The organism is Paenibacillus shenyangensis (assembly GCF_000346635.1).
In the GTDB taxonomy this organism is placed as follows: Bacteria; Bacillota; Bacilli; order Paenibacillales; family Paenibacillaceae; genus Saccharibacillus; species Saccharibacillus dauci.
The window spans coordinates 13,731-37,034 of sequence record NZ_AOIG01000002.1; the positions used below are offsets into that span (position 1 = coordinate 13,731).

A 23,304-nucleotide genomic window follows, 5' to 3' on the forward strand; every position below is an offset into this window, starting at 1 on the left:
AAGTTACGGAACAATCATTACTTTATTGAAATATTGTCATCTTTATTATGAAATAGTTTAAACCCTAATCTGAAGATTCATATAGTACAATAATGGAATTCACAATCTAGACCTATTTATTATAAATAAATAACAGAATCTTGCCCATACAATAAAAAGCCGCCCGGCAGTTTGACCGGACGGCTTACATACATTTCATTATTTATAATTGATACCTTTACCTGTACATACAGTTATCACAAGTATGAATTGTATTACAGACCCGCTTGGGATTTCAGCAGTTCTGCTTTGTCTACACGTTCCCAAGGAAGATCTACATCTGTACGGCCAAAGTGACCATACGCTGCAGTTTGACGATAGATTGGACGACGCAGATCCAGCATACGAATAATGCCAGTTGGACGCAGATCGAAGTTATCGCGTACCAATTCTACCAGTTTGTCTTCGTCAATTTTGCCTGTACCGTACGTATCCACGTTAATGGATACCGGATTAGCTACACCAATTGCATAGGCTAGTTGAATTTCACATTTGTCAGCCAGACCTGCAGCAACCAGGTTTTTAGCTACATAACGCGCAGCATAAGCAGCAGAACGGTCTACTTTTGTAGGATCCTTACCGGAGAATGCTCCGCCGCCATGACGTGCATAACCACCATAAGTATCTACAATGATTTTACGGCCTGTCAGACCAGCATCACCTTGAGGACCACCAATAACAAAACGGCCTGTAGGGTTGATAAAGTATTTGGTTTCATCATCCAGCAGTTCTGCAGGAACAACCGGCAGAATAACATGCTCACGAATATCTTTTTGAATTTGTTCCAATGTTACTTCTTCCGCATGCTGAGTGGATACAACGATTGTATCTACACGTACCGGTTTACCATTCTCGTACTCTACAGTTACCTGTGTTTTACCATCAGGACGCAAGTAGTCCAGTGTACCGTCTTTACGCACTTCAGACAAGCGACGTGCAATACGGTGGGACAAAGCAATTGGAAGAGGCATCAGTTCAGGAGTCTCGTTAGCGGCAAAGCCGAACATCAGACCTTGGTCACCTGCACCGATATTCTCGGTTTCTTTTTCCATTTGTTCCGGATCACGAGTCTCCAGAGCTGCATTTACGCCTTGGGCGATATCGGCAGATTGCTCGTTCAGGGAAGTCAGTACTGCACATGTATTGTAATCAAAGCCGTATTTGGCACGAGTGTAGCCAATTTCTTTGACGGTATTTCTCACGATAGATGGAATATCCACATATTCCGAGTTTGTGCTAATTTCACCAATGACAAGTACCAGGCCTGTAGCTACAGACACTTCACATGCAACACGTGCATTCGGGTCGTTTGTCAAAAAAGCGTCCAGTACAGCATCAGAAATTTGGTCACAAATCTTATCTGGATGTCCCTCAGTTACAGACTCTGATGTAAATAGATGTTTTTTAATATTGGACAACAGTTTCCAACCTCCCATATGGATAATAAGGTGTGAGCGTTGTGCAAAAGACCTCAGTGTGCATATAAAGAGTGTCTACACAAAAAATGAACCCTTTCCATAAGGAAAAGGTTGCTTTACAAGCCTCAGAAGTCATAATAACGTATTTGATACCTGGTGTCAAACTTATTATTTACAAGACTTTATCGAGAAATACTATTAATTTCACACCCTAATCAAGAGGAGAATAAAGATACGATTATTTGCTAAAGAGAACCTATTTTATTTATAAAGTTGGATCATTGTTGGCTAAATTAATTATCGAATTTGCTTGATAGCTATATATAATCCTAGCATATTGAGTTCTGTAAACAGAAAATACATAAAAGTATAACAGTGCTATTTATATCATTAGTAAAATCAATAAGCTACAGGAGAAACAATATAATATAAAATGAACGGAAGATCTCAAGCTTTATTCAATACATGGATAGCTTGCTACAAGACTATGAATAAATCATTCTATAATACTTTATAATTACCGATCACCATGATTGTCGCATTATAACGCAGACTGGAATCTACTTCTACCCCTCGTCCTTCTCTTGGGAATAATAGAAGATGATTGTTTGGTGCTGCCTGAGCACTACCAAGCTCATTGCCTACCGTGATATCAATAAGTCCATTTGCTCCATCACTATATACTTTGGCTTTACCTGTTCTTACAATCATTTGAGTTCCGGCTTCAGCAATTAATTTTTTACCTGGACGTAATTCTACAATACTTACATTAGAACTTGTAGAAGAACCTGTACCATTTAAAGAAGAACTTGCATTTCCCGTTGTTGGTACAGCTGGTGTATTATTGGTTGCGGTTTTATCAGCAGAACTGCTGGATGTATTGGAAGTTGACGAGTTGGATGGAAGTGTGTTTTTAGAAGTATTGGTATTTGTTTTGGAGTCCGTACTGCTAATTGTTCCACCTAATGCTTTTTGAATTTGCTGATCTACATAACTCTTCGTCACTACAGGATCATCTGCAGACCCTAATTGACTACTTGCACTTGTAACTGTTGTTAAGGAGCTACCTGCCCATATTCCAATAACTACAGTTCCTGCTGCCAATAACCAAGTTGAATGTTTTTTCATTTTTTCCTCCAATAAAGTAAAAAGTATAAATATTATTTACTAATATATTCTTCCATTATCCAACTAAGTTATTTCACTTATAATCTAATATCAATTTATTTACCTATCTATTTAGCGAAAACATATAAATAAATAAAAAACACCCCGGAGCAGTTGCCTACTCCGAGGTGTCTCAGTGAAGGTATGACTACCTTCTATTTTGTAGCAATAATATCAGTGATATTATTTGCTAGTTACTGTTACAGTTTTAGCAGCTGCATCGTATTGTACAGTTGCATCCAGTGCTTTACCAACCCATGCGATTGGCAGTACAGTACGGTTAGCTTTAGTTACAGCTTTAACGTCCATGTTGATTGTGGAACCGTTGATAGTCAGTTGATTAGTTTTCAGTTTCAGCTGAACTACGCGGTCGCCTTTGATCAAAGTAACCATAGAAGTTGCTTTGTCAAACAGGATGTTAGCTTGGGATACACCCAGAGCTTCAGCTACGTAACGAACTGGCAAGTAAGTGCGGCCGTTTTCTACATAAGGAGCAACTTCAGCAGTACGAGTAGTACCGTTTACGCTGTAAGCAGTGCTTCCGATTGTGTAGATTGCAGTTACAGCATTGTCAGTTTGGTCAGCAGGAGCTGTACCAATAGAAGCGATTGCTGCTTGAGCTGCATAACGGTAGCTGTCATGCCATACATCAGTTACGTCACCAGCACCGTGGTAAGCAGTGTTAGCTGCTGCATCACCTTGTACTTTAGCGATGATTTCACCTTGTGGTACAGTACGGTCGATACGCAGGTTTACACCATTGATCGAAATAGTACTTGCAGTAGTACTTTCGCTATCTACGTAGAAACGCAGAACGCCTTGAGTACCGCTGTTGTTGTAAGTGTCTACGGATACGTTACGGATACGCAGGTCACCAGAAGTTACAGATACAGTCGGAGTAGATCCGAATGTTACACCAGCTGGCAGAAGGATTTCAACCAGACCGTTATCATCGTCAGTCAGGGCACCAGCAGCGCCTTCTTTCAGTGTCAGATCGCCGATTGCAGCGTTATCTGTACCGATAGCGATGTTGTAAGTTGCGTTAGTAGCGGACAGAGATACGGAAGAAACTGCAGTTGCCAGTTTCACTGTACCAGTCAGACCTTGGCTACCAGCTACAGTCGCGTTCAGGTCACCAGTGAATCCTGGTTGAACAGCGATTTCAACGTCTTTCAACGTGATAGAACCAGCGTTGTTAGAAGTGTTTTTAGTAGGGAAAGTCATTTTCAGGGTACGACCATCAGTACCAGTGTAAGTGATGTTTGGAGCTACCAGACCGTTTGCAGTGTCAACGGAACCAGTAGTACCAGTAGTACCTTCACCATCTTCGTAAACGGACTGCCAACGAGCGCCCTCAGGCAGTTGCAGAGTTACTGTACGGCCTTCGATGAAAGATCCTGCTACAGCTTCTTTAACTACTACATCACCGATTTGTTGCTCATCTTGACCAGCTACTACTGTAGTTGGGGAAGCAACAGTTACGCCGCCACCATACTCGCCATAAGTACCAACAACCAGGGAAGATACGTTTGCAGAAGAGTTACCGCTAACTGTAGCAGTTACATCGCCTTCTTTAGCTTTATCTTCATCATCAACATGATATGCCAGAGCCAGGTCGAAGGAAGAAGCTGTGGAAGACATAGTATCAGTGTTTTTAGCAGAGATGTTCAGAGTGTCGCCATCTACAGAAGTAGTGATATCGGAAGAAGAAAGATCACCATACAGAGGAGTGAAAGCTCCTACTGCATCCCACTCGAAACCAGCTGGCAGTTTAATTTTAACAGCGTTACCAGTTTTCAGAGATCTGGAAACAGATTCTGTCAAACGCAGCGAGAAAGTAAAGTTGTCACTGCTGGATTGAGTATCGCGTGCTTCCAGAGCGATTTGACCGGAAGATACTACGTTAGCAACTTTTACGTTACCAGTTGGCAGACCGCTATTTGGAGCAGCTGTGAAGCTCACGTTAACGTCGCCGCTGTTAGGACCAGTAGAACGGATGCCTTCCAGTGCCAAACCGATTGTAACATCATCATTTGCATTTGCACCAGTGATAGCAATACGTGCGCTTGTTTTGCTCAGAGCTGTTGCAGCAACAGTAACGTTTTGATCGTTAGCATCAGCCATCCATACACGAGTTCCAGTACCGTTAGCAGTATTAGAAGTGAATGCATTGCTGTTGAACTCGAAACCAGTTGGCAGAGTTGCTGTCAGGTAAGTAGTACCAGTTGCAGAAGTCAGTGTGTATTGGTCGATGTTAATGTTAACACGGCCCAGATCCACGTTAGTTCCACCAGTAGAAGAGCTCAGTGTTGGAACGTTGATTACTGTGAAACTACCGGATGCATGTGCTGCTGTTGGAGCGATAACACCTGCAACTGGAGCAACGCCCGCCAGCAATGCTGCGCTTGCTGCTACGTTAATAACTTTTTTAGTAGACTTTTTCATAACCTTTTGTTCTCCTCCTTGAATATCATAAACGTTTTTTTTGTTTTTTTGTTTGTTATGGATTTTGTCACTCATCAGTCGTTACACCCCCTTTCCGAGTTTAAGCAAATCCTGTTTTTGTATGATGATATCTGTGACAAAATCACAGAAAATCGTAACCGGAACATTCGTCAATCGAAAACCGCAGTGTCCAAAAGTATTATACATTGCGTCAATGATGCCGTAAAGACATTTTTTCACATTGAGATTGTTGAATAGTTCCATTTGGGTTCGTGTTTATTCAACAACCTGCCAGCATGTGTTTGCTGTTGTTTCATCAGGTTCATATACATAGACGCATGTTTTTTCTAAAAGTTGCGGTTCTTCCAAAAAAAGTTTCGATTTTTTAATCAAATTCTATTTTTGGCTCAACCTTGTTAATTTTACTACACTTTTAGCAGAAACACCAATTCGTCTATCCTGACTGTACTACTTTTTGGTAACTATAGTAGTACTAAACAGCTAAGATACTGTTTAAACAGGCTGGAGCAGTTATTTCATTGAATCATTTGCTGCTTCCAAAACTATAGACGCAGAGGGTTGCGAAAAGGTTGCAGTTGTTGCAAAAGAATTTTTAGTTTTTTTGATTTTATTTTAGAACTCTGTTGAACCTGTTGCGAAAACAAGCAGCTAAAGATCAAAGAAATTCACCAGAAACCCTATAACTATAGCATATATTAGGCTTAACATTTTAATATCTTAATTTTCCATTTTTCATTCTAAATCATTAACTTTAATGAGATTATGATTCAATATTTATTTTCTATCGCTTTCTCTTCACTAAAATTAGACCTATATGTATTTAGCTCCTTTTCATCTTTTACATGACTTTGAGGATTTATAAAGAAAGAGAGCACCTGATAAATCAGGCGCTCTCTTTGCATTCATGACCTATTAAATTGATTCATTTACATCTTAGGCAGCAGCTTTTGTCCAATCATTACTCTTGCCAGAATAACATCTGTATCGGAGCGAAGCATTTTGGCTGTTGGATCGTAAGTGTAGCCTTTAGTCAGATCGGTTGGATCAATAGCCGAACCTGTAATATAACCTTTTTTCGCTACAGCCAGTACCGAAGCACGAGCATAGCGATCAATAGAGTTAAAGTCTTTGAAGTATTTAACCAGACCTTTATTGATTTTGTCCATATCTGTCTCTAATTTGAGGTTGGTTGCACTTGCAATGATGACAGCAGTATCTTGACGTGTGATATTGTCACCAGGGCTGAACACCTGTGGATCGGTACCACGAACAAAACCTGCGCGAGCGGCTGTCTCAATATAACGGAAATCATAAAGTGCATTTTGAGTAATGGAGCTCAGGTTTGTGTTCAAATCAATGAAATGCTTTGTACCTTGATAATTCAATGGAATCTGCAAAGATTTTACAATGGAACGTACAAACTCTCCACGTGTAATATACTGATTAGCTCCAAATGCAGTATCCGGATCTGTAGCATTCATAATCCCTTTGGCAAACAAAGTCTCCATATAGTTACGTGCATAGCTGTGTTGAACGATATCGGTATAAGAGTAACTAAGCTTGGCTACTACATAATATCCAAAACGGTCAAATGGTACAGTAACAGTACGTTTAGAAGCGTTAACCACCCCACCTACATTATCCCATTGCTTCAATTCAGGATCAAAGTAGAATACTGTAACCAGTTTACCTGCATCTTCAGCCATATCTGAAAGATAAGATAATGTCATTGTTCCACGTTTTGAAGGAACCAGTTCATTATCTGGATCACGATTGTAGAAACTAGGTGCAATAGGATCACTAGGGAAAGTTACTGGTTGGTATGGGTTTTGACCATCTTTGATTGGGTCAAACTTGTTAGATGTAGAAATATCATCTGCAATACCTGGATCAATCCAGTAAACATCACTTGCTTTAACAAAATGAGAATTGAAGTTATTTACAAAGTATTGCCGTCCAATTGTGTACTGCTGCTCTACACCAGGTCTAGCATCTTCAAAGTTATATCGATCAGTAACACCATCTGTACTGTTCGCAATGGCAAACAGCAGATTATGATCAGTAAATACTTCTGTTTTCAGCTTTTCCGCAGTGTTTGTATCACGGCGAACCAAGCTGGTACCTGACGGGAACTTCAATGCCAAGTTTCCTTCAAATACTTTAACTGAATTCTTCATGGTCTGCATAAATTGTGCACCTGGAATATTCGTAGGCACATATTTAACTACTACCGTATCCTTGAAAGTCTGATCGCCAATCGTTACAACAACTGGGATTTTTGTCTCTTTATTGGCTTTAAGATCTTTGACAGTTACACGATATGCATTGTCGAATTCATTCTTACCATCGCCATTCATATCGAAGGAACTTTTCTCCGCCTTAATTTTATTGATAGTTACTGCTGTAGCATTCTTAGAGTCAATAATTACATCAATAAAGTTGCTATTTGTTACTTTTTGAGCAGTCAACGGACGCACGATATTGTAAGTGCCTGTTAAAGGATCAACTTCAACCGTTGCGGTAGCTGTTGGTCCACCGTCACCAGCGTTATACACTGTAAAGCTGTATACAATAGGACTATCGAGCATAGCTTGATTTCTCAAGATGAATGCGAATGACTGTTTGTCATAATCATAATATACTGTCAATCGATCTACCGTAGTACCTGAAGAGTTAAACACTTCTCCTGTCGCTTCGCCATTTTTCATGCTTGTGAATGAATTTGACAAGTTCCAATTCCAAGTGTTTCCTTCTGAGTCAACAACCTGCAACTTGTAATTCGTTTTGGTTGCCACTTTGCTCAAGTTGGCTTCTACTGCCGTTTTGTCTTTACCTAGATCAAGGAAATCAAATGTTCCATACAAATTAAAAGCTTTTTCTTTTGTTGTATAGTTAGTTCCATTCATAGGGAAGTTTTCAGTATCTTTTACTTTTGGTGGTGTATCACTTCCGCCTACATACTTGAATGGGAAGATCCCCAAGTTACTATCTACAGGAATAACTGGAATATCAGTTGGAACCAGATTTACTTTGATTGTATTTTCATAAGATGTTTTTGAAGAACTCAGTACAAATTTAACTGTATTCTCTCCTGAGAACATTGCTTTATAAGCAGCAGCACTATCGACTACTGTAAAGTGAAACTTATCTGTATCTTGTTTCAAAGGTACCAGTGTATTGTTGATATAGAAGAAAACAGTCTGTCCTGCTCCGCTATATACAATATCAGACTCATTTGCCACGTTCACAATTTGACCTTTGAATGAATCCAATGCGCTTTCTACTACACTTTTCGCTACATCTGTATCATTTTGACCATACTGTACTACCTGACTATCATAAGCTTTGGTATAGCTAACATAAGGTCCATACAAGAAGTTAACTGTTGCTGTTACAGCTGTACTCGTTGCTGTTCCTTTTGTTGCTGTGAATGACAATGTAGTTGTTCCATTTACGGATACTCCACTCAATTTATATAGAATTTTTTGCACATTAGTGCCTGCACTCTGAGAACTTATTGGAGTAAGTGTAACTGCAACATCTTTACCACTGCCATCTTTGGCTGTTGTCGTAATTGTAGTACTACCATCACCATTTGCAACTAATAATTCTACTGCTGTTGGCAAAGAGAAAATACTGGCACCATCCAGAGCGGAACTGCTCAATCCTGCTGCTTGAGAAGCAGAAGTAGAAGCAGAATAACCTGGTAGGTAATTTACTTTGGTAATATAAGGAGCAGAGCTATCGCGTAACGTGAATCCGAGACTACTTGTAGAAGCTGTACCACCTTTTAGCTTGATCGTTACATCTACACGTTTGCCATATTCAATACCTGATACACCAGAAATGGTATACTTCATAGTCATATAAGCCGAAGTACTTTCTGCTGCAATTTTCTCAGGTGTAATGGTTCCGGTTTTGGTTACTCCATTAGCTAGAGTATATTCAATATAATCAGTAAGAACAGGTTCACCTGCAGTTGTTAAAGGAATAACTACTTTACCTGTAATATCTACAGTGCCTTTTTTATCTGCGTCAGGAGCTACACTTACATCTGGATATGTCGACAGATCTGCTGAAGTAGTTGTTCCTTTTACAGCATAAGTGTCATAAAAAGTAGTTTTACCATTAAAGAAAGTAACTTCACGATAAGTAACCAATTTTTGGGTTCCATTGATCACTTGAATTTCCAATGTGTTCTTGCCGCTAACCAGAGTAAGCGGTGCTACCGTAAACTGATAGCTATTTGTGCTTGATACATTGGCCGTTCTGCTTGCTCCACCATTTACAGATACAATAACCTGCTTGGCATTTGGCGCAGAACCAGATAAGGCAATACTCGCTTTATCTTGTCCAAAGCTAACTCCACTTTGGGATGCTTTGAGAACTGCAGGAACATTTTCATTCAATGCTACTGTATCTCCATCCAATGTAGCGGATAGATTATATACAGTTGGACCATCATGATAATCAAAATAGATTGCTTCGTTAACGGCATTACCACCACCAGCTGGACTGGCTGAGAACTCAACTTTATTCAAACCTGAGTATAGTGGAATATCTGTTACAGTCATCTTGGAATTATCAATTGTGTAATTGGTTAATCCTTTATTTTCATTAGAAGCATCTTCCACAAAACTTGTTCCACTTTTGTATACACGTACTACTCTATACTTAATGGTACTGGCATTCACACCGTTAAATGTACCGTTAATCGTAACACGATTATCTCCGACCACATGTGGTGAGTTTGCGTCATAACTCTCGTTCGGGAAAATAAAGAAGCTCGCTGCCTGGGCCGTATTTCCACCAATCCCCTGCGGCAAAATACCGACCAACAAGACTACCGCCATAAGCATCGATAGTATTTTCTTCAAAATAATGTTCCTCCTTTTATTCCGGTCACCGCTCCAACTCTTTATGGCGGGCTTAACCTGTCTACCTATTTTATCGGCAGATGTACCCTATATTTTAATAAAAACAGGAAATTCCATAAAAAAGCTCCCTTCCAAAGGAAGAGAGCTTTTTTATTCTACTATTTAATTGTCCTACATTATCTTCAATAACCGCATCTTGTTCATCATAAAAGGTAGCTGTTCGATGGGCTGAATTCCTTATATATATTATATAGAAGAAACTCGATAAACCGACCAAAATCTATAAGCGAAACAGCTAATTTTACAGAAAGATAAACCTATATTGCCCGATTATATCCATGACTGTTTACTTATGATTTGCTGCCTCTTGTCGGATCAGGTTTGACCCGCAATCGCGCCAGCAAGCTAAGCAATGGACGTCTTGTTTTGCCTACAAGTCCAATCAATTCGGCACCAATCTGCATCACAAACATCATAATACATATCACAGCAAAGGTAACCCAGTTGGCTTCGTTCAACGCAGCCGATGATTGAATAATAGCCAGAACTCCAAAGAATGCAGCAATACCATAAATCATTAACACCGTTTGACGATGGCTGAGCCCCAACTCGCGCAGACAATGGTGAAGATGTCCTTTATCCGGAGCGAAGATCGGCTTTTTATGTACCCAGCGGCGAATGATCGCAAAGAATGTATCGGACAATGGAACTCCGATAATAATCAACGGTGTAATGAATGATACAACCGCGATCTGTTTGAAACCAAGCAAGGACAGCATAGCCAGACTAAATCCGAGGAATAACGAACCGGTATCCCCCATAAAAATCTTGGCCGGATGGAAATTGAAGTACAGGAATCCGATAATAGCACCCAGCAACAGTACACAAAGCAGCGCAACCGGATAATTCCCCATGATCAGCGACATTGTGAAAATACTACCGATCGCAATTGCCGATACACCGGCTGCCAGACCATCGAGTCCGTCAATCAGATTAATCGCATTGGTTACCCCAACGATCCAGAAGATCGTAAGCGGAATAGAAATCCAGTTTTCGAGTGAGAAATAATTATCCTGGAAAGGAATATCCAGAAAATCGACTTTGATACCGTATCCGAATACTACTGCACATGCAGCAATGATTTGTCCTAGTAATTTAACTTTGGCAGATAATTCAAAACGGTCATCCAGTACCCCAATCAGTACAATGATAGAACCGGCTGTAAAGAATGCCTTCATAAAGTTTGCATCGCGTGCAGGAAGATCAAAAGGCAAAAATGGCAGGACTGCAACAAATGCAATCGTAAACGCCAGGAAAATCCCAAGTCCGCCAAGCCGCGGCATAATTCGTGTATGCACCTTACGGGCATTGGGAACATCTACTGCCCCGATTCGAATTGCAAACTTTTTGACGAGTGGTGTGAGTGCCAACGCTAAGGCAAGCGCCAGGACAAACCCGATAATACAAATAGTTAACATTTTGCTTTTCGACCCCCAATTTATCTCACGGAGCCAATTATACTCCGTCCGAATCTAAACACCAAGCTTTTTTTAAGAACTTTAGGACAAAAATGCATAGAAAATTCAAGGGATTACTGAGCTTTTACCACGCTTTCCTTGTCTTTAAGTACTTTTAGAGCAAATTTGGGAAGAACAAGCATCCGTTTATAACGATAAGGCTCTTTCATGAGGCGATAAAACCATTCCATCCGCAATTTCTGAAACGCCATTGGAGCACGTTTCGTTTTGCCTGAAATGATATCGAAGCTGCCGCCCACACCCATCATAATCGGTACACCCAGTTCCTGCTTATACCGGCCAATCCATGGTTCCTGTGTATCTGCACCCCTTGCTACAAAAAGCAGATCCGGTGCTGCTTCACGAATACCGGCGATGACTTCTGCATCCTGGTCCGGTCCGAAAAATCCGTCTCTGTATCCGGCAATCACAATACCGGGATATAAACTTTGTAACCTGGCGGCTGCAGCCTGAATCACTTCAGGTGTCGAGCCCAGCATATAGACTTTCCAGCTATGCTTCTGACCTACATCCAGTAATCGATGCAGCAGATCGAATCCGGTGACACGCTCGGCTACCGGATGACCGCAAGTAGAAGCGGCCCATACCAATCCGGCTCCATCAGGAACGAGCAGTTCAGCATTTTTCATAATATGCATATACTGCGGCTGTTCCAGTGCTGTCATGATCATAATCGGATTGGCTGTAATAATCTGGTGAGGCTTGCCTGTACCTACAATGGATTCGAGGTAGCTTACCGTATCATTCATATTCAGTTTGGATACATTCAGACCGTAGATTGGCACAGTCGGAATTGTTTGGAATTGATTCATTAGTTATCACCTTTTTGCCAGAAAATATTGAGCTATAAAATGAGCCGGTCTGGCAGCATCCTGTTGTAATGCCTGGATAAGAGGCAGTTTGTTATTCTTCCATTCCTGCCCATGGTCCAGCAGGTATACTGCATCCTCCACCAGACGTGCAGGCTCGGTTACCGAACTGGTACCGGTTGGCTTGATCTGCATCCGGTTCAGGAACTGATCAATTTTGGGATCATAGGAAATGCCCATCAGCGGAACCGACTGTGAAGCTGCATAGATCAGACTATGCAGTCTCATGCCGAGTAATATATTACAGCGGCTGACTTCGGCCAGCATCTGCTGTGGGTCGGTAACCTGATCAGCTGTACTGATTATACTACCATTTCTGCTAATGTCTCCAATTTTATCAATAACATAACGGGAAGCCTGCTCATCATCAGGTAAATGAAAAGGCAGGAAACGCAGATGAACCGATCGCTGCGAGCTTAGAAGCTTCAGTCCCTCGGCAATCCCATCCAGTTCACGGCGTTGTTTGTCCCAGAATCGAACGGATATGCCAATCACCGGAATCGAATCTGCTGCCGAATATGATGCTGTCTCTGTCGCCTGATGAGCTGTTCCATGACTGGAAGTTGATGAAGTAGCAGAAGTACCATCCGGCAAAGGAAGCCCCATCACTGGATCAGCTACAACTTCGACGGAAGAAGAATCGATTCCCATCCGGCCCAGCAGTGCAGCTGACTCCTGATCGCGGACAGAGATATAGGCACTTTTGCGAAATACATTACGAATCCACTTGAAAAAGAATGGCCGTTGTACCGGACCTACACCTTGTGCATAAATGAATACCGGTTTGCGCACCCATTGGGCGATATGGACAATGCCCAGATAGTACGGGATGGTGAGCAATCCAGTGGAATCCTGCAGTAAGCTGCCTCCGCCACTGATCAGTCCATCACTTTCCTTGAGCAGCTGGCGAATCTCACCCAGCTTCATCCGTTGTACCGAGCGAACGCCGTACATGCGCGATGTCCACTCTGGATCATTGGACAGGACAACCGGTACGATCCGGATGCCCTGCTCTTTTTCCTGTGCTGCCAGTGAATTCAGTATGGATTTCAGGACCGCCTCGTCACCGCTGTTACGGAAGCCGTAATAGCCCGAGATTACGATTTGAACAGAGACGGAAGCCATTTTTTCCAACACCTTTCAATGATTTGCCAGATAACGATTGCCACGAGTCCCAGAACCAGTCCAAGACCCATTCCCAGCAGACCACGGGACAGGGAAATCAGTACCGGTGAATGAATATGGGCAAATGTGTCTACCATCGACAGCTGACCGATCGAAGCAATGATCAGAATGTAAATGGCATGACGATACTTGGCTGCGATAAACACACCAGCAATAAACAGTGGATGTGCCATCAGGAATTCCTTGTTACGTGGACGAACATTGAACAGTCCTTCCAGTGCATTACGGAACTGCATTTCCAGTGGGGATACGGTTCCGGCATTACCTGTACGCTCCAGATAATAACGACCTACTACAAACACCACTCCCAGTACGATGATCCATGTCAGCGTGACTGGTGATTTCAGCAGTTTACGAAGGCCGGCAAAGCCAAATCCTTCTTTACCACGATAAAAAGCAATATAGATGGCTGTCAGTGCAATCGGTGCAAAATGCAGCAGACTGACACCACGGAATTGATTAATAACCAGCTGATAGGTGATATCATCGAGCAGCCCAATAATGAACAAGGCTCCGGTCAATGACCACAGAGAAGTAATAATGAATAATACTACTGCCTGGATCACACGCTTGCCTGTAGATAAAGTCTGTCTTGATTCATACATGCGGTCTACTTTACGTACGGCATAGATCATCGCAATAGTAGGAATACTGATCGCTGCCAGCAAGGCAATTCCCTGCTCGAGCAGAAGTGCTTTGTGAATCAGGATCAAACCGGCACTACCAATCAATCCCAGTACAAAAGCAATCAGCGTCAAACGACGTACAAAGTAGTACACCAGCAGCGAAATAGCTGCGATAGCTCCAATCAGTACAAGCAGCTTGACGTAGCGCTCCATGGCAAACGTATGGACATCACGCGCAACTGCAGGACCAATCGTGAATCCATTTTTCTGAATATCATGTATGGCATTGCCTCCACCCTGGAGACTGTTAATTACATTATCAATCGAATCTGTCATCTTGGCTTTGGTTGTATCACGCGATACTGCCAGATTCAGATACATCATGCGGATATTACGGTCTTTACTGGCCAGAACAAAACGGTCAGCTACTGTAATCGGATCCAGCTGGGAATCTCCCTCGCTAAGCGAGTACAGACGCACTACATTGTAGTCATTTAAATATGCCAATTTGCTAAATCCATCCTGAGGAGCTTTGAGGTTCTCTATCGCTGCAATCGCGATATGATGTTCCTTAAGCAATTGCGCAAATGCAGTAATGCTCTTTTTCTCAATATCATCATTAAAACCTGTAACGGAACTACCATCGAACAGAATAGTCTTCACGCCATAAGCGGTAAACTGATCCAGCAGTCCGCTCAGCATTGCCTGGCTGTACGGCAAAGCATCATTCAGACGCGGTACAATCTGGAAGCCCATATCATGCAATGTTTTCATTGTGACCGGATCCGGATCAAGCGGCTTGAGACCTGCATCATCCGGCGATGCTTGAATGACTACACCCGGCAGTTTCTGATACGACCATGGAGAAACCGAAATACCCAATGAACCGAACACGCGCTCAAGAACAGGCTTCAACATCTGCGCGTTCTCTTCGCTGGTGAACTGGACATATGTAAAATTTTCGTTGAGTGGAATCACCTGATTTTGGAAATTAGCCACATCCGCAGAACTATACACATGAATTCGTTGTGAGGTTTGCAGTTCACTCAAACTGCTCTGGTATACAGCTGCAGACCCAACCCCTGCATCTTTGAGCCGCTGTAATTGTTGTTGGATATAATCCTGGGGATGAGGCTGATACGACGCAATAGTAATCAGATTACGATAATTAAATACAAATTCCACATTTTTGGACGTTGCTTCTGTCTGAATACGATTATAGGCAATCGGCAAGGAAGCCACCATACCGAGAATAACAAGTATCCATAACCATTTTGCAGAAGCGTTGTTCCAACGCTGCCATTTCTGAACCACTAAAGTACCTCCTTAATAAGATCGTTATATTCGTCTCTGTACTGCTGACAGTCAGGGGCCAAACATAACGAATGGTTCCGCTGCTCAGATAGGACCTGGCAGCGGAACCCCTTCATTCATCTGCTTTATTATATACTGTACGACAAGCAAGTCCTACTATAAATTCATAGAAAAATGCCATTTCAAACAAGAATACCACGCAAAATCAATTAATTCCGGCTATTATCCGTCAACGCGGCTCATTACTGCCTGCTTGAGTGTATTCATGCGTGCTTCGGAATCCGCCTGTGAGTCTCCACGTACTGCAAAGTACACTTTGATTTTAGGCTCTGTGCCGGATGGACGCAGGCAGAACCAGGAGCCGTCAGCCAGCATAAACTTCAACACATTTTCTTTTGGCAGTCCGTTCAGACCTTTGGAATAGTCGAGTGCTTCTGCAACCTGAACTCCATTGATCTCGGAAGGACTGTCTGTACGCCAGCTCTCCATGATGCCCTGGATCTGGGCAACGCCGTCTTTGCCTTTGAGTGTGCGGGATTCCAGACTCTCCTGGAAATATCCAAACTGCTCATACAACTCCTGCAGTACATCATACAGTGTTTTGCCTTGCTGTTTGTAGTAGGCAGCAGCTTCACTGATCAGCAGTGCTGCAACTACTGCATCTTTATCGCGCGCATAGTTGCCCGCCAGATAGCCGTAGCTTTCTTCATAGCCAAACAGGAAAGTATGCTCGCCTGTTTCTTCGAACTGGTTCATTTTCTCGCCGATATATTTGAAACCGGTCAGTGTGTTATAGACAGTTGCACCATAATGTTCGGCAATAGCTGCACCCATTTCACTGGTTACGATCGTTTTGACCACTGCACCGTTAGAAGGCAGTTTGCCCTGCTCCTGCAGTTGGCTCAGATAGTAATGGATCATGATCGCACCGGATTGGTTACCTGTTAGTACAAAGTATTTGCCGGATGGATCTTTGACTACTGCACCCATACGGTCACTATCCGGATCGGTACCAATCAGAATATCCGCGCCGACTTTTTCACCCAGTTCAATAGCGAGGGTAAAAGCTTCGCGCTCTTCCGGGTTCGGAGATTTCACTGTGCTGAAGTTGCCATCCGGCTCCTGCTGCTGCTCTACAATAGAGACATTGGTAAAGCCCAGACGCTGCAAACCTTCACGTACCGGACGATAACCTGTACCATGCAGAGGTGTATAGACGATATTCAGGTTTTTGCCGGCTTCACCCTGCAGCAGTTCACGATTCACGCTGATGGATGTTACCGTATCGAGGAAAGCTTCATCCTCTTCACTGCCCAGCCATACGAGCATGCCCTGACTTTCTGCTTCTTCACGGTTAAGACGCTTGATCTCGGCAAATGAAGCAATCTCGCGAATGTTGCTGATAACCTGCTCTGCTTCATGCGGAACAAGCTGGCCGCCGCTGGCATTGTATACTTTGTAGCCATTATATTCCGGTGGGTTGTGGCTCGCTGTAATGACGATACCTGCTGTAGCGTTCAGATGGCGCACAGCAAAAGACAATTCCGGAGTTGCACGCAGTGACGGGAACAGCTTGGTTACGATGCCGTTACCTGCCAGTACAAGTGCAGCTTCCAGAGAAAACTCGGGAGAGAAATGACGGGAATCATGGGCAATAACAACGGAAGGCTTTTCCGTTCCTTTATGTACAGACAGAATGTATTCCGCCAGTCCCTGCGTCGCTCTGCCTACAGTGTAGGAGTTCATACGGTTGCTGCCTGCTCCGATCACGCCGCGCAGACCACCTGTACCGAATTCCAGATCACGGTAAAAACGATCTTCCAGTTCCTGTACCTGTCCATCTAAGCTTTGCAGTTCCTCTTTGGTTTTCGCATCGATTGTCGTATCATTCAGCCATTGATCCAAATTGCGTTGTGCCTGTTCACTAAGGTTTGTCATTATATCCTTCCTTTCTCCACTCGAATGTATTTTCCCAAATCCAATATTCTTTTATTTATTCCACTGTTCAGGCATTATCCCGCGCAGTGAGGGCAAACATAATCTCGCCTTCAACGACTACATTACCGTCTACGGTAGCTACGGCACGTCCCTTGCCAATTGAAGCCTTCATACGGGTGATCTCCACTTCCAATCGAAGTGTATCTCCAGGAACTACCTGACCCCGGAAGCGTACATTGTCGATACCGGCAAACATCGCCAGTTTGCTGCGATTTGCCTCTACTTTGAGAATAGCAGCTGCACCTACCTGAGCCAGTGCTTCAACGATCAGTACTCCAGGCATTACCGGATATCCCGGAAAATGACCAACAAAGAAAGGCTCGTTGATTGTAACGTTCTTGATTCCTACAGCCCGCTTGCCTTCTTCCAGTTCCAAAAGGCGATCTACCAGCAGAAACGGAGGGCGGTGCGGAATGATTTCCTGAATTTCTTGTACATTGTACATAGACAGTCTCCTCTCATTTTCCATCATTATAGATTCTCAATCCATATAATGGAATATATCTTTGGGCATATTTCATTTGCCGTCAGTATGATATATCCATTTATACTCTCATATCATATGTAAGCAATTTTCAGCCATTTTAAGCATCCACATCATTATAACGGTTTCGGCATAAAAAATAAAACTCCTGCCGAAGCAGGAGTTGGTTGTGTAAAACATCGATTATTCTTTTAGGGTGCAAAGACAAGCTGGAAAATATGGGCCCAGGTCTCCGGATACAATATATCCGCAATACTTTTATGCCCCAGAACAGCATAGCCTACGATCATGCCCAGCAGGATCGCTACAACAAAGCCGACAATTGTCAGCATAACACGCATAGTCTGGGTTCCCGCTGAACGGGAAGAAGGGGCTGGCTTCTTCTCCCGTTCTTTTGGTTCAGGAGCAGCCGGTCTTCGGGTTAGCTTCTTGTTTGGAGCTGCTTTTTGAGTCTTAGCTGCTTCCTGAATAGCGGAGCGACGACTAGCCACGGAGCGTATTGGTCAGGTTCATCATTTGGTCACTGGACGAAAGGGCACGCGCTGCCAGCTGATAAGCGCGCTGTACTGTCATCATTTCAGTCATTTCTGTACTCAAATCCACATTGGATGCTTCCAGAAAGCCCTGACGAACTTCGGTAGCTGCAGACATCGGGCCGATTACACTGGCACGATTCTGGTTGGCAGGCAATACGAACAAGTTGCCATCCATCTGTTGCAGACCTTCAGGATGGGTAATCCGGTCAACCTGAATACGTTGTGGTTTAATTGTCTCTTTGCCGGTTGCAGGATCAACGGTACGACTACCTACAACAGTCACTTTGCCTGTACCGTCAGTAGAACGGATAACCCCTTTGGCATCGATATCAATCTGGGTTTTGGCAGGTACTTTTACCGGCTGTCCATTGTCTCCCAGCAGCAGATATCCCTGCTCTGTTGCCATATAAGCACTTTTGGGATCATTGGCTACAGGAACATAATGAAATGATCCTTCACGTGTCCAGCCCTGTTGTCCGTCTACGCTTACTGCAAACATACCGTCTCCCTGGATAGCCAGGTCTGTCGGATTCTGGGTATTCTTCAGCGCACCCTGGGTCATATCCATGGTTACGTCACCCATACGGGCACCGAATCCAACATTATAACCCGGAGCGGTCACACGACCCGGCAGCTGTGAGGCAGCACCCGGCTGCTGTTTGACTGTAGTAAATACATCCTCAAACGTCGCCTGCTTGCCTTTGTAGCCTACTGTATCGGCATTTGCGATATTATCCGATACTACACCCAACTTTTGCTGGATACCGCTCATTGCCACCATTGCGCTGATCATGGAGTTATTCATTATTTGCCTCCTTTGCTTGCCATCTGTTTTGCTCTATTATACACGTCCGATTTCGTTGACGGTTTTCTCAAGACTCTTGTCGTAGAATTGTACTACTTTTTGGTTGGCTTCATAAGCGCGCATTGCTGCAGTCAGATCTACCATGGAAGCTGCCGCATCTACTGTGGAACCTTCCAGATAACCTTGACGCAATTCCACATTGTCGCCTGCTTCGAGCGCTCTTGCTCCTGCTGTATTGGCATTAGCAATACGGAACAATCCATCTCCGCTGCGGGACATCTGACCCGGCTGTGTAACGACTGTAATACCGATACGTCCTACTTCACCGCCTGTGTCTCTCGCTGTAATAACACCGCGGGAATCCACATTGTAGTCTTCCATGGAACCCTGTAGTGTAACCGGGTTACCATTGGCTCCCAACACCTGATTGCCTGTAGAAGTGAGCAGATTGCCTGCGCCGTTCAGTTGGAAGTTACCGTCACGCGTGTAGCCTGTCTCGCCGTCCTTGCCGGTAACTGCAAAGAACGCCTGTGGACGATAGGTTACTGTACCATTGTCTGCTACATATTTACCGGAAGCATCGAAAGGAATATTTTGTCCGGTGGCCGGATCTGCCAGATTAATCTCCGATACCAGAGCAAAGTCGTCCAGTGAATTGGTCTGGCGAACATCACCCTGTACGTTCATGGAGATACTCTCTTCGGCCAGCACGCCTGTATTTAGACGGCCAATGTTACGATTCGTTGCGCCCTGGTCCCCGTCGGTCAAGGAAATCAGCATTTCCGGGAAAGATCGCTCTATGCTTTCTACCTGTTTGTAGCCGGGGGTATTGATATTTGCGATATTCTGAGTCACCGTATCATGGCGACGCTGTTGAGTAATCATACCAGAAGCAGCAGTATAAAGACCTCTTAACATTTCCGGATACTCCTCTCACGTTCTGAATCTAGCCAAAGTCTAACTCTATGGATAAAAACACCGTCATTTATGCATTATATGTTTTATATCGGCTTGGTCAGAACTTTTTTTTAGAGACTTTATCCAAATTATTTAACATAATTCCAGTTCCTTTGACTACACAGTGCATAGGATCTTCAGCTACGAGTACAGGAACATGAAGTTCCTGGGACAGCAGTTCTTCCAGACCATCCAGCAGTGCACCGCCGCCTGTCAAAATAACGCCGCGATCGATAATATCGGCAGACAATTCCGGTGGAGTCTGTTCCAGAACAACTTTGGCGGATGCTACGATCGAGAGAATCGTATCGGACAGAGCAGCCTGTACTTCATTTGCTGTAATCGTAACGGTCTTCGGCAGACCTGTCACCATATCCCGGCCGCGAATGTCCATCTCACGCTGTATACCACCCGGACGTACCGTTGCAATATTAATTTTGATATCTTCTGCCGTACGTTCACCGATCAGCAATTTATATTCATTTTTGATATGGCGCATAATCGCGTCATCGAATTTGTCTCCCGCTACTTTCAGAGAAGAGGAAGTTACAATATCACCAAGAGACAGTACAGCAATATCACTGGTACCGCCACCAATATCAATAACCATGTTACCACTTGGCTCATAGATATTCATGCCGGCGCCGATTGCGGCTGCCTTGGGCTCTGCTTCCAAAAATACCTCTTTGGCTCCACTGCGCTCAGCAGCTTCACGGATTGATTTTTGTTCGACGGACGTAATATTGGTTGGGGCACAAATCAGAATGCGCGGATGGCTGTACCAGTTACGCACGCCTACTTTGTTTATAAAATATTTGAGCATTAGCTCGGTCACTTCAAAATCGGCAATAACTCCATCACGCAGTGGACGAATGGCCACAATATTCTCAGGGGTACGTCCAATCATACGACGTGCTTCTTCACCAACCGCGAGAACGCGCTTGGTATCTGTCTCAAGTGTTACTACGGAAGGTTCGTTGAGCACGACACCTCTTCCTTTTACATGAATCAGTACGTTCGCCGTACCCAGATCAATTCCGATATCCTTGCTAAACATGTCAAGAGCCTCCAAAAGTTGTATTTCCGGTAAAAGAGTCTCTTATCACCACACCGTCTGGGCGAATTCACCAATACAGCTGTCTGCATCCCGGGAACGTTACTATCTATAGTAGAATTCGCATTTCGTCCAAATGCTCAGATCGTCAAACTCTTATCACGGTCAATCTTTATTAAAATTAGCATACTTACGGGGTGTATTCAACGCTATTGTTCGTTATTTGGCGAATATGACAGTCATGTAACCAAACAAAAAGCCAGACCTCGGAAGGCCTGGCTCTTTGTCTATTGTATTTAACCTGTACAACCAGCCTGAATAAGCGGCTGTGCAGGTTGATTTTCAGATCAATTAAACGCCTGTAGGCTGTACATTCAGCATAGCAGCATCCGCTTGTTTGGCTTTGTCACCAAAAGATACGGTCTGTTCCTGCTCGGCAGCAGCCGTTTGGGTATCCGTATCTTCCAGACGCCAGATATTAGCGCCCAGACCGGACAATTTCTCCGCCAGATTCACATAACCACGATCGATATGATGAGTACCGCCTACTTCGGTCGTACCGTCAGCAATAAGACCTGCACAGATTAACGCTGCACCGGCACGCAGGTCGGTAGCACACACTTTGGCGCCTACGAGACTTGCATCTCCGGTTACGATCGATGTTCTGCCTTCGATACGAATACCAGCGTTCATCAGATTGAACTCGTCTACATGCATGAAGCGGTTTTCAAATACCGTTTCAGTAATAATGCTTGTACCTTCAGAAGCAAGCATCAATGCCATCATCTGAGCTTGCATATCCGTTGGGAAGCCCGGATAAGGCAATGTTTTGACGTCTACTGCGCGCAGAGGACGGTCGGCAATGACCTGAACCCCATTCTCATCAGGAATAATCTCTACGCCCATTTCTTCCATTTTCGCAATAACAGGACCCAGGTGATCAGCAATCGCACCTTCAACGTATACATTACCGCCAGTAATAGCAGCTGCTACCATATACGTACCTGCTTCAATACGGTCCGGAATAACGGTGTGCTCGGTTCCCTGAAGCTTCTCTACACCTTCAATGCGAATAACACCAGTACCGGCACCGCGGACTTTGGCTCCCATTCCATTCAGGAAGTTCGCCAGATCCACAATCTCAGGCTCTTTTGCGGCATTTTCAATTGTAGTAATACCTTCTGCAAGTGTCGCAGCCATCATGATATTCTCGGTTGCGCCAACACTCGCTACGTCCAGATAAATCTTGGTACCACGAAGTCTACCTTCGCATTTGGCTTCAATGTAGCCTTGTCCAAGATTAATCTCTGCTCCCATCGCTTCAAAACCTTTGAGATGCTGATCAATTGGACGTGTGCCAATTGCGCAGCCGCCAGGCAGAGAAATGCGGGTATGACCCATACGAGTCAAAAGTGGACCCATCACCAGAAAAGAGGCACGCATTTTGCTTACCCATTCATAAGGCGCTTCGCATGAGGACAATTCCTGTGCGTTCACATGAATCGTCTCATCCTGGTATGTAACCACCGCTCCAAGCGATTCCAATACTTTGTTAATCGTCATTACATCGTCTAGGGAAGGTGCGTCATGAATAATACTTACACCGTTTTCTCCCAGTAGTGAGGCAGCAATAATTGGAAGAACAGAATTTTTTGCTCCGCTAACTTTGACATTTCCTGTCAATCGCTTGCCACCGCGGACGATAAATTTGCTCATTAGGGTTCCCTCCGCGCGTCATTTTGCTTATCCGGCATAATAAAGGAGGAATCAATAGTATAACTGGCTGGCGGAGACAAGTCTGTCTTGATGCAATGCCATTCGTATATTATCTATTCGCTCGGTATTATAATGCCCTATTGCATAAATTTTGATTTTTAATATTTGGTATAATAGTTGATTATCCTGCGGTCGTCTCAACATAGAGAGGTACAATGTTGCGCTGTTGAAGTCGCATCATCCAATGCGTAAACC

The 23,304-nt window shown here is 43.7% G+C and carries 15 protein-coding genes; all 15 read right to left on the bottom strand.

Going from position 1 to position 23,304, the window contains the following annotated elements; translation table 11 throughout:
- Nucleotides 1-254 precede the first annotated feature (254 nt).
- The 15 genes from metK to murA all read right to left on the bottom strand — a co-directional run bounded on the left by metK (nucleotide 255) and on the right by murA (nucleotide 23,049).
- Nucleotides 255-1,475, bottom strand: coding sequence for a methionine adenosyltransferase (gene metK, locus H065_RS0100085; RefSeq protein ID WP_193746749.1), 1,221 nt, complete (start codon nucleotides 1,473-1,475; stop codon nucleotides 255-257).
- Nucleotides 1,476-1,958: 483 nt separating this feature from the next.
- Complete coding sequence (locus tag H065_RS0100090; RefSeq protein ID WP_017810954.1) at nucleotides 1,959-2,585, bottom strand: hypothetical protein; 627 nt, start codon at nucleotides 2,583-2,585, stop codon at nucleotides 1,959-1,961.
- A 222-nt stretch (nucleotides 2,586-2,807) separates the two neighbouring features.
- On the bottom strand, nucleotides 2,808-5,144 hold the full coding sequence (locus H065_RS0100095; protein ID WP_017810955.1) for a stalk domain-containing protein: 2,337 nt from the start codon (nucleotides 5,142-5,144) through the stop codon (nucleotides 2,808-2,810).
- 872 nt (nucleotides 5,145-6,016) lie between these two features.
- Entirely contained in the window at nucleotides 6,017-9,967 is a 3,951-nt protein-coding gene (locus tag H065_RS0100100) for an S-layer homology domain-containing protein (RefSeq protein ID WP_017810956.1), read from the bottom strand.
- A gap of 350 nt (nucleotides 9,968-10,317) precedes the next feature.
- Nucleotides 10,318-11,445: an MraY family glycosyltransferase gene (locus H065_RS0100105; RefSeq protein ID WP_026135943.1), complete on the bottom strand. Its 1,128-nt coding sequence runs from the start codon at nucleotides 11,443-11,445 to the stop codon at nucleotides 10,318-10,320.
- Between the two features lie 113 nt (nucleotides 11,446-11,558).
- A complete protein-coding gene (locus H065_RS0100110; protein ID WP_017810958.1) occupies nucleotides 11,559-12,317 on the bottom strand; it encodes a WecB/TagA/CpsF family glycosyltransferase in 759 nt (252 codons plus the stop codon).
- Between the two features lie 6 nt (nucleotides 12,318-12,323).
- The gene (gene csaB, locus H065_RS0100115; protein WP_017810959.1) at nucleotides 12,324-13,499 is read right to left on the bottom strand and encodes a polysaccharide pyruvyl transferase CsaB; all 1,176 of its coding nucleotides are present in this window, start codon (nucleotides 13,497-13,499) and stop codon (nucleotides 12,324-12,326) included.
- Complete coding sequence (locus H065_RS0100120; RefSeq protein WP_017810960.1) at nucleotides 13,472-15,499, bottom strand: DUF5693 family protein; 2,028 nt, start codon at nucleotides 15,497-15,499, stop codon at nucleotides 13,472-13,474. The genes csaB and H065_RS0100120 overlap by 28 nt, the downstream gene beginning before the upstream one ends.
- 222 nt (nucleotides 15,500-15,721) lie before the next feature.
- Nucleotides 15,722-17,437 carry a phospho-sugar mutase gene (locus H065_RS0100125; protein ID WP_017810961.1) on the bottom strand — a complete coding sequence of 572 codons (1,716 nt, stop codon included), beginning with the start codon at nucleotides 17,435-17,437 and terminating at the stop codon, nucleotides 15,722-15,724.
- Between the two features lie 67 nt (nucleotides 17,438-17,504).
- The gene (gene fabZ, locus H065_RS0100130; protein ID WP_017810962.1) at nucleotides 17,505-17,942 is read right to left on the bottom strand and encodes a 3-hydroxyacyl-ACP dehydratase FabZ; all 438 of its coding nucleotides are present in this window, start codon (nucleotides 17,940-17,942) and stop codon (nucleotides 17,505-17,507) included.
- A gap of 230 nt (nucleotides 17,943-18,172) precedes the next feature.
- Complete coding sequence (locus tag H065_RS27620; protein WP_152425759.1) at nucleotides 18,173-18,472, bottom strand: DNA-directed RNA polymerase subunit beta; 300 nt, start codon at nucleotides 18,470-18,472, stop codon at nucleotides 18,173-18,175.
- Nucleotides 18,465-19,322 carry a flagellar hook-basal body protein gene (locus tag H065_RS0100140; RefSeq protein WP_017810964.1) on the bottom strand — a complete coding sequence of 286 codons (858 nt, stop codon included), beginning with the start codon at nucleotides 19,320-19,322 and terminating at the stop codon, nucleotides 18,465-18,467. The genes H065_RS27620 and H065_RS0100140 overlap by 8 nt, the downstream gene beginning before the upstream one ends.
- A gap of 36 nt (nucleotides 19,323-19,358) precedes the next feature.
- A complete protein-coding gene (locus H065_RS0100145) occupies nucleotides 19,359-20,240 on the bottom strand; it encodes a flagellar hook-basal body protein (RefSeq protein WP_017810965.1) in 882 nt (293 codons plus the stop codon).
- 97 nt (nucleotides 20,241-20,337) lie between these two features.
- Nucleotides 20,338-21,336 carry a rod shape-determining protein MreB gene (gene mreB, locus H065_RS0100150; RefSeq protein ID WP_017810966.1) on the bottom strand — a complete coding sequence of 333 codons (999 nt, stop codon included), beginning with the start codon at nucleotides 21,334-21,336 and terminating at the stop codon, nucleotides 20,338-20,340.
- Between the two features lie 348 nt (nucleotides 21,337-21,684).
- Nucleotides 21,685-23,049 (bottom strand): UDP-N-acetylglucosamine 1-carboxyvinyltransferase, encoded by a 1,365-nt coding sequence (gene murA, locus H065_RS0100155; RefSeq protein WP_017810967.1) that lies wholly within the window; start codon nucleotides 23,047-23,049, stop codon nucleotides 21,685-21,687.
- Nucleotides 23,050-23,304 lie beyond the last annotated feature (255 nt).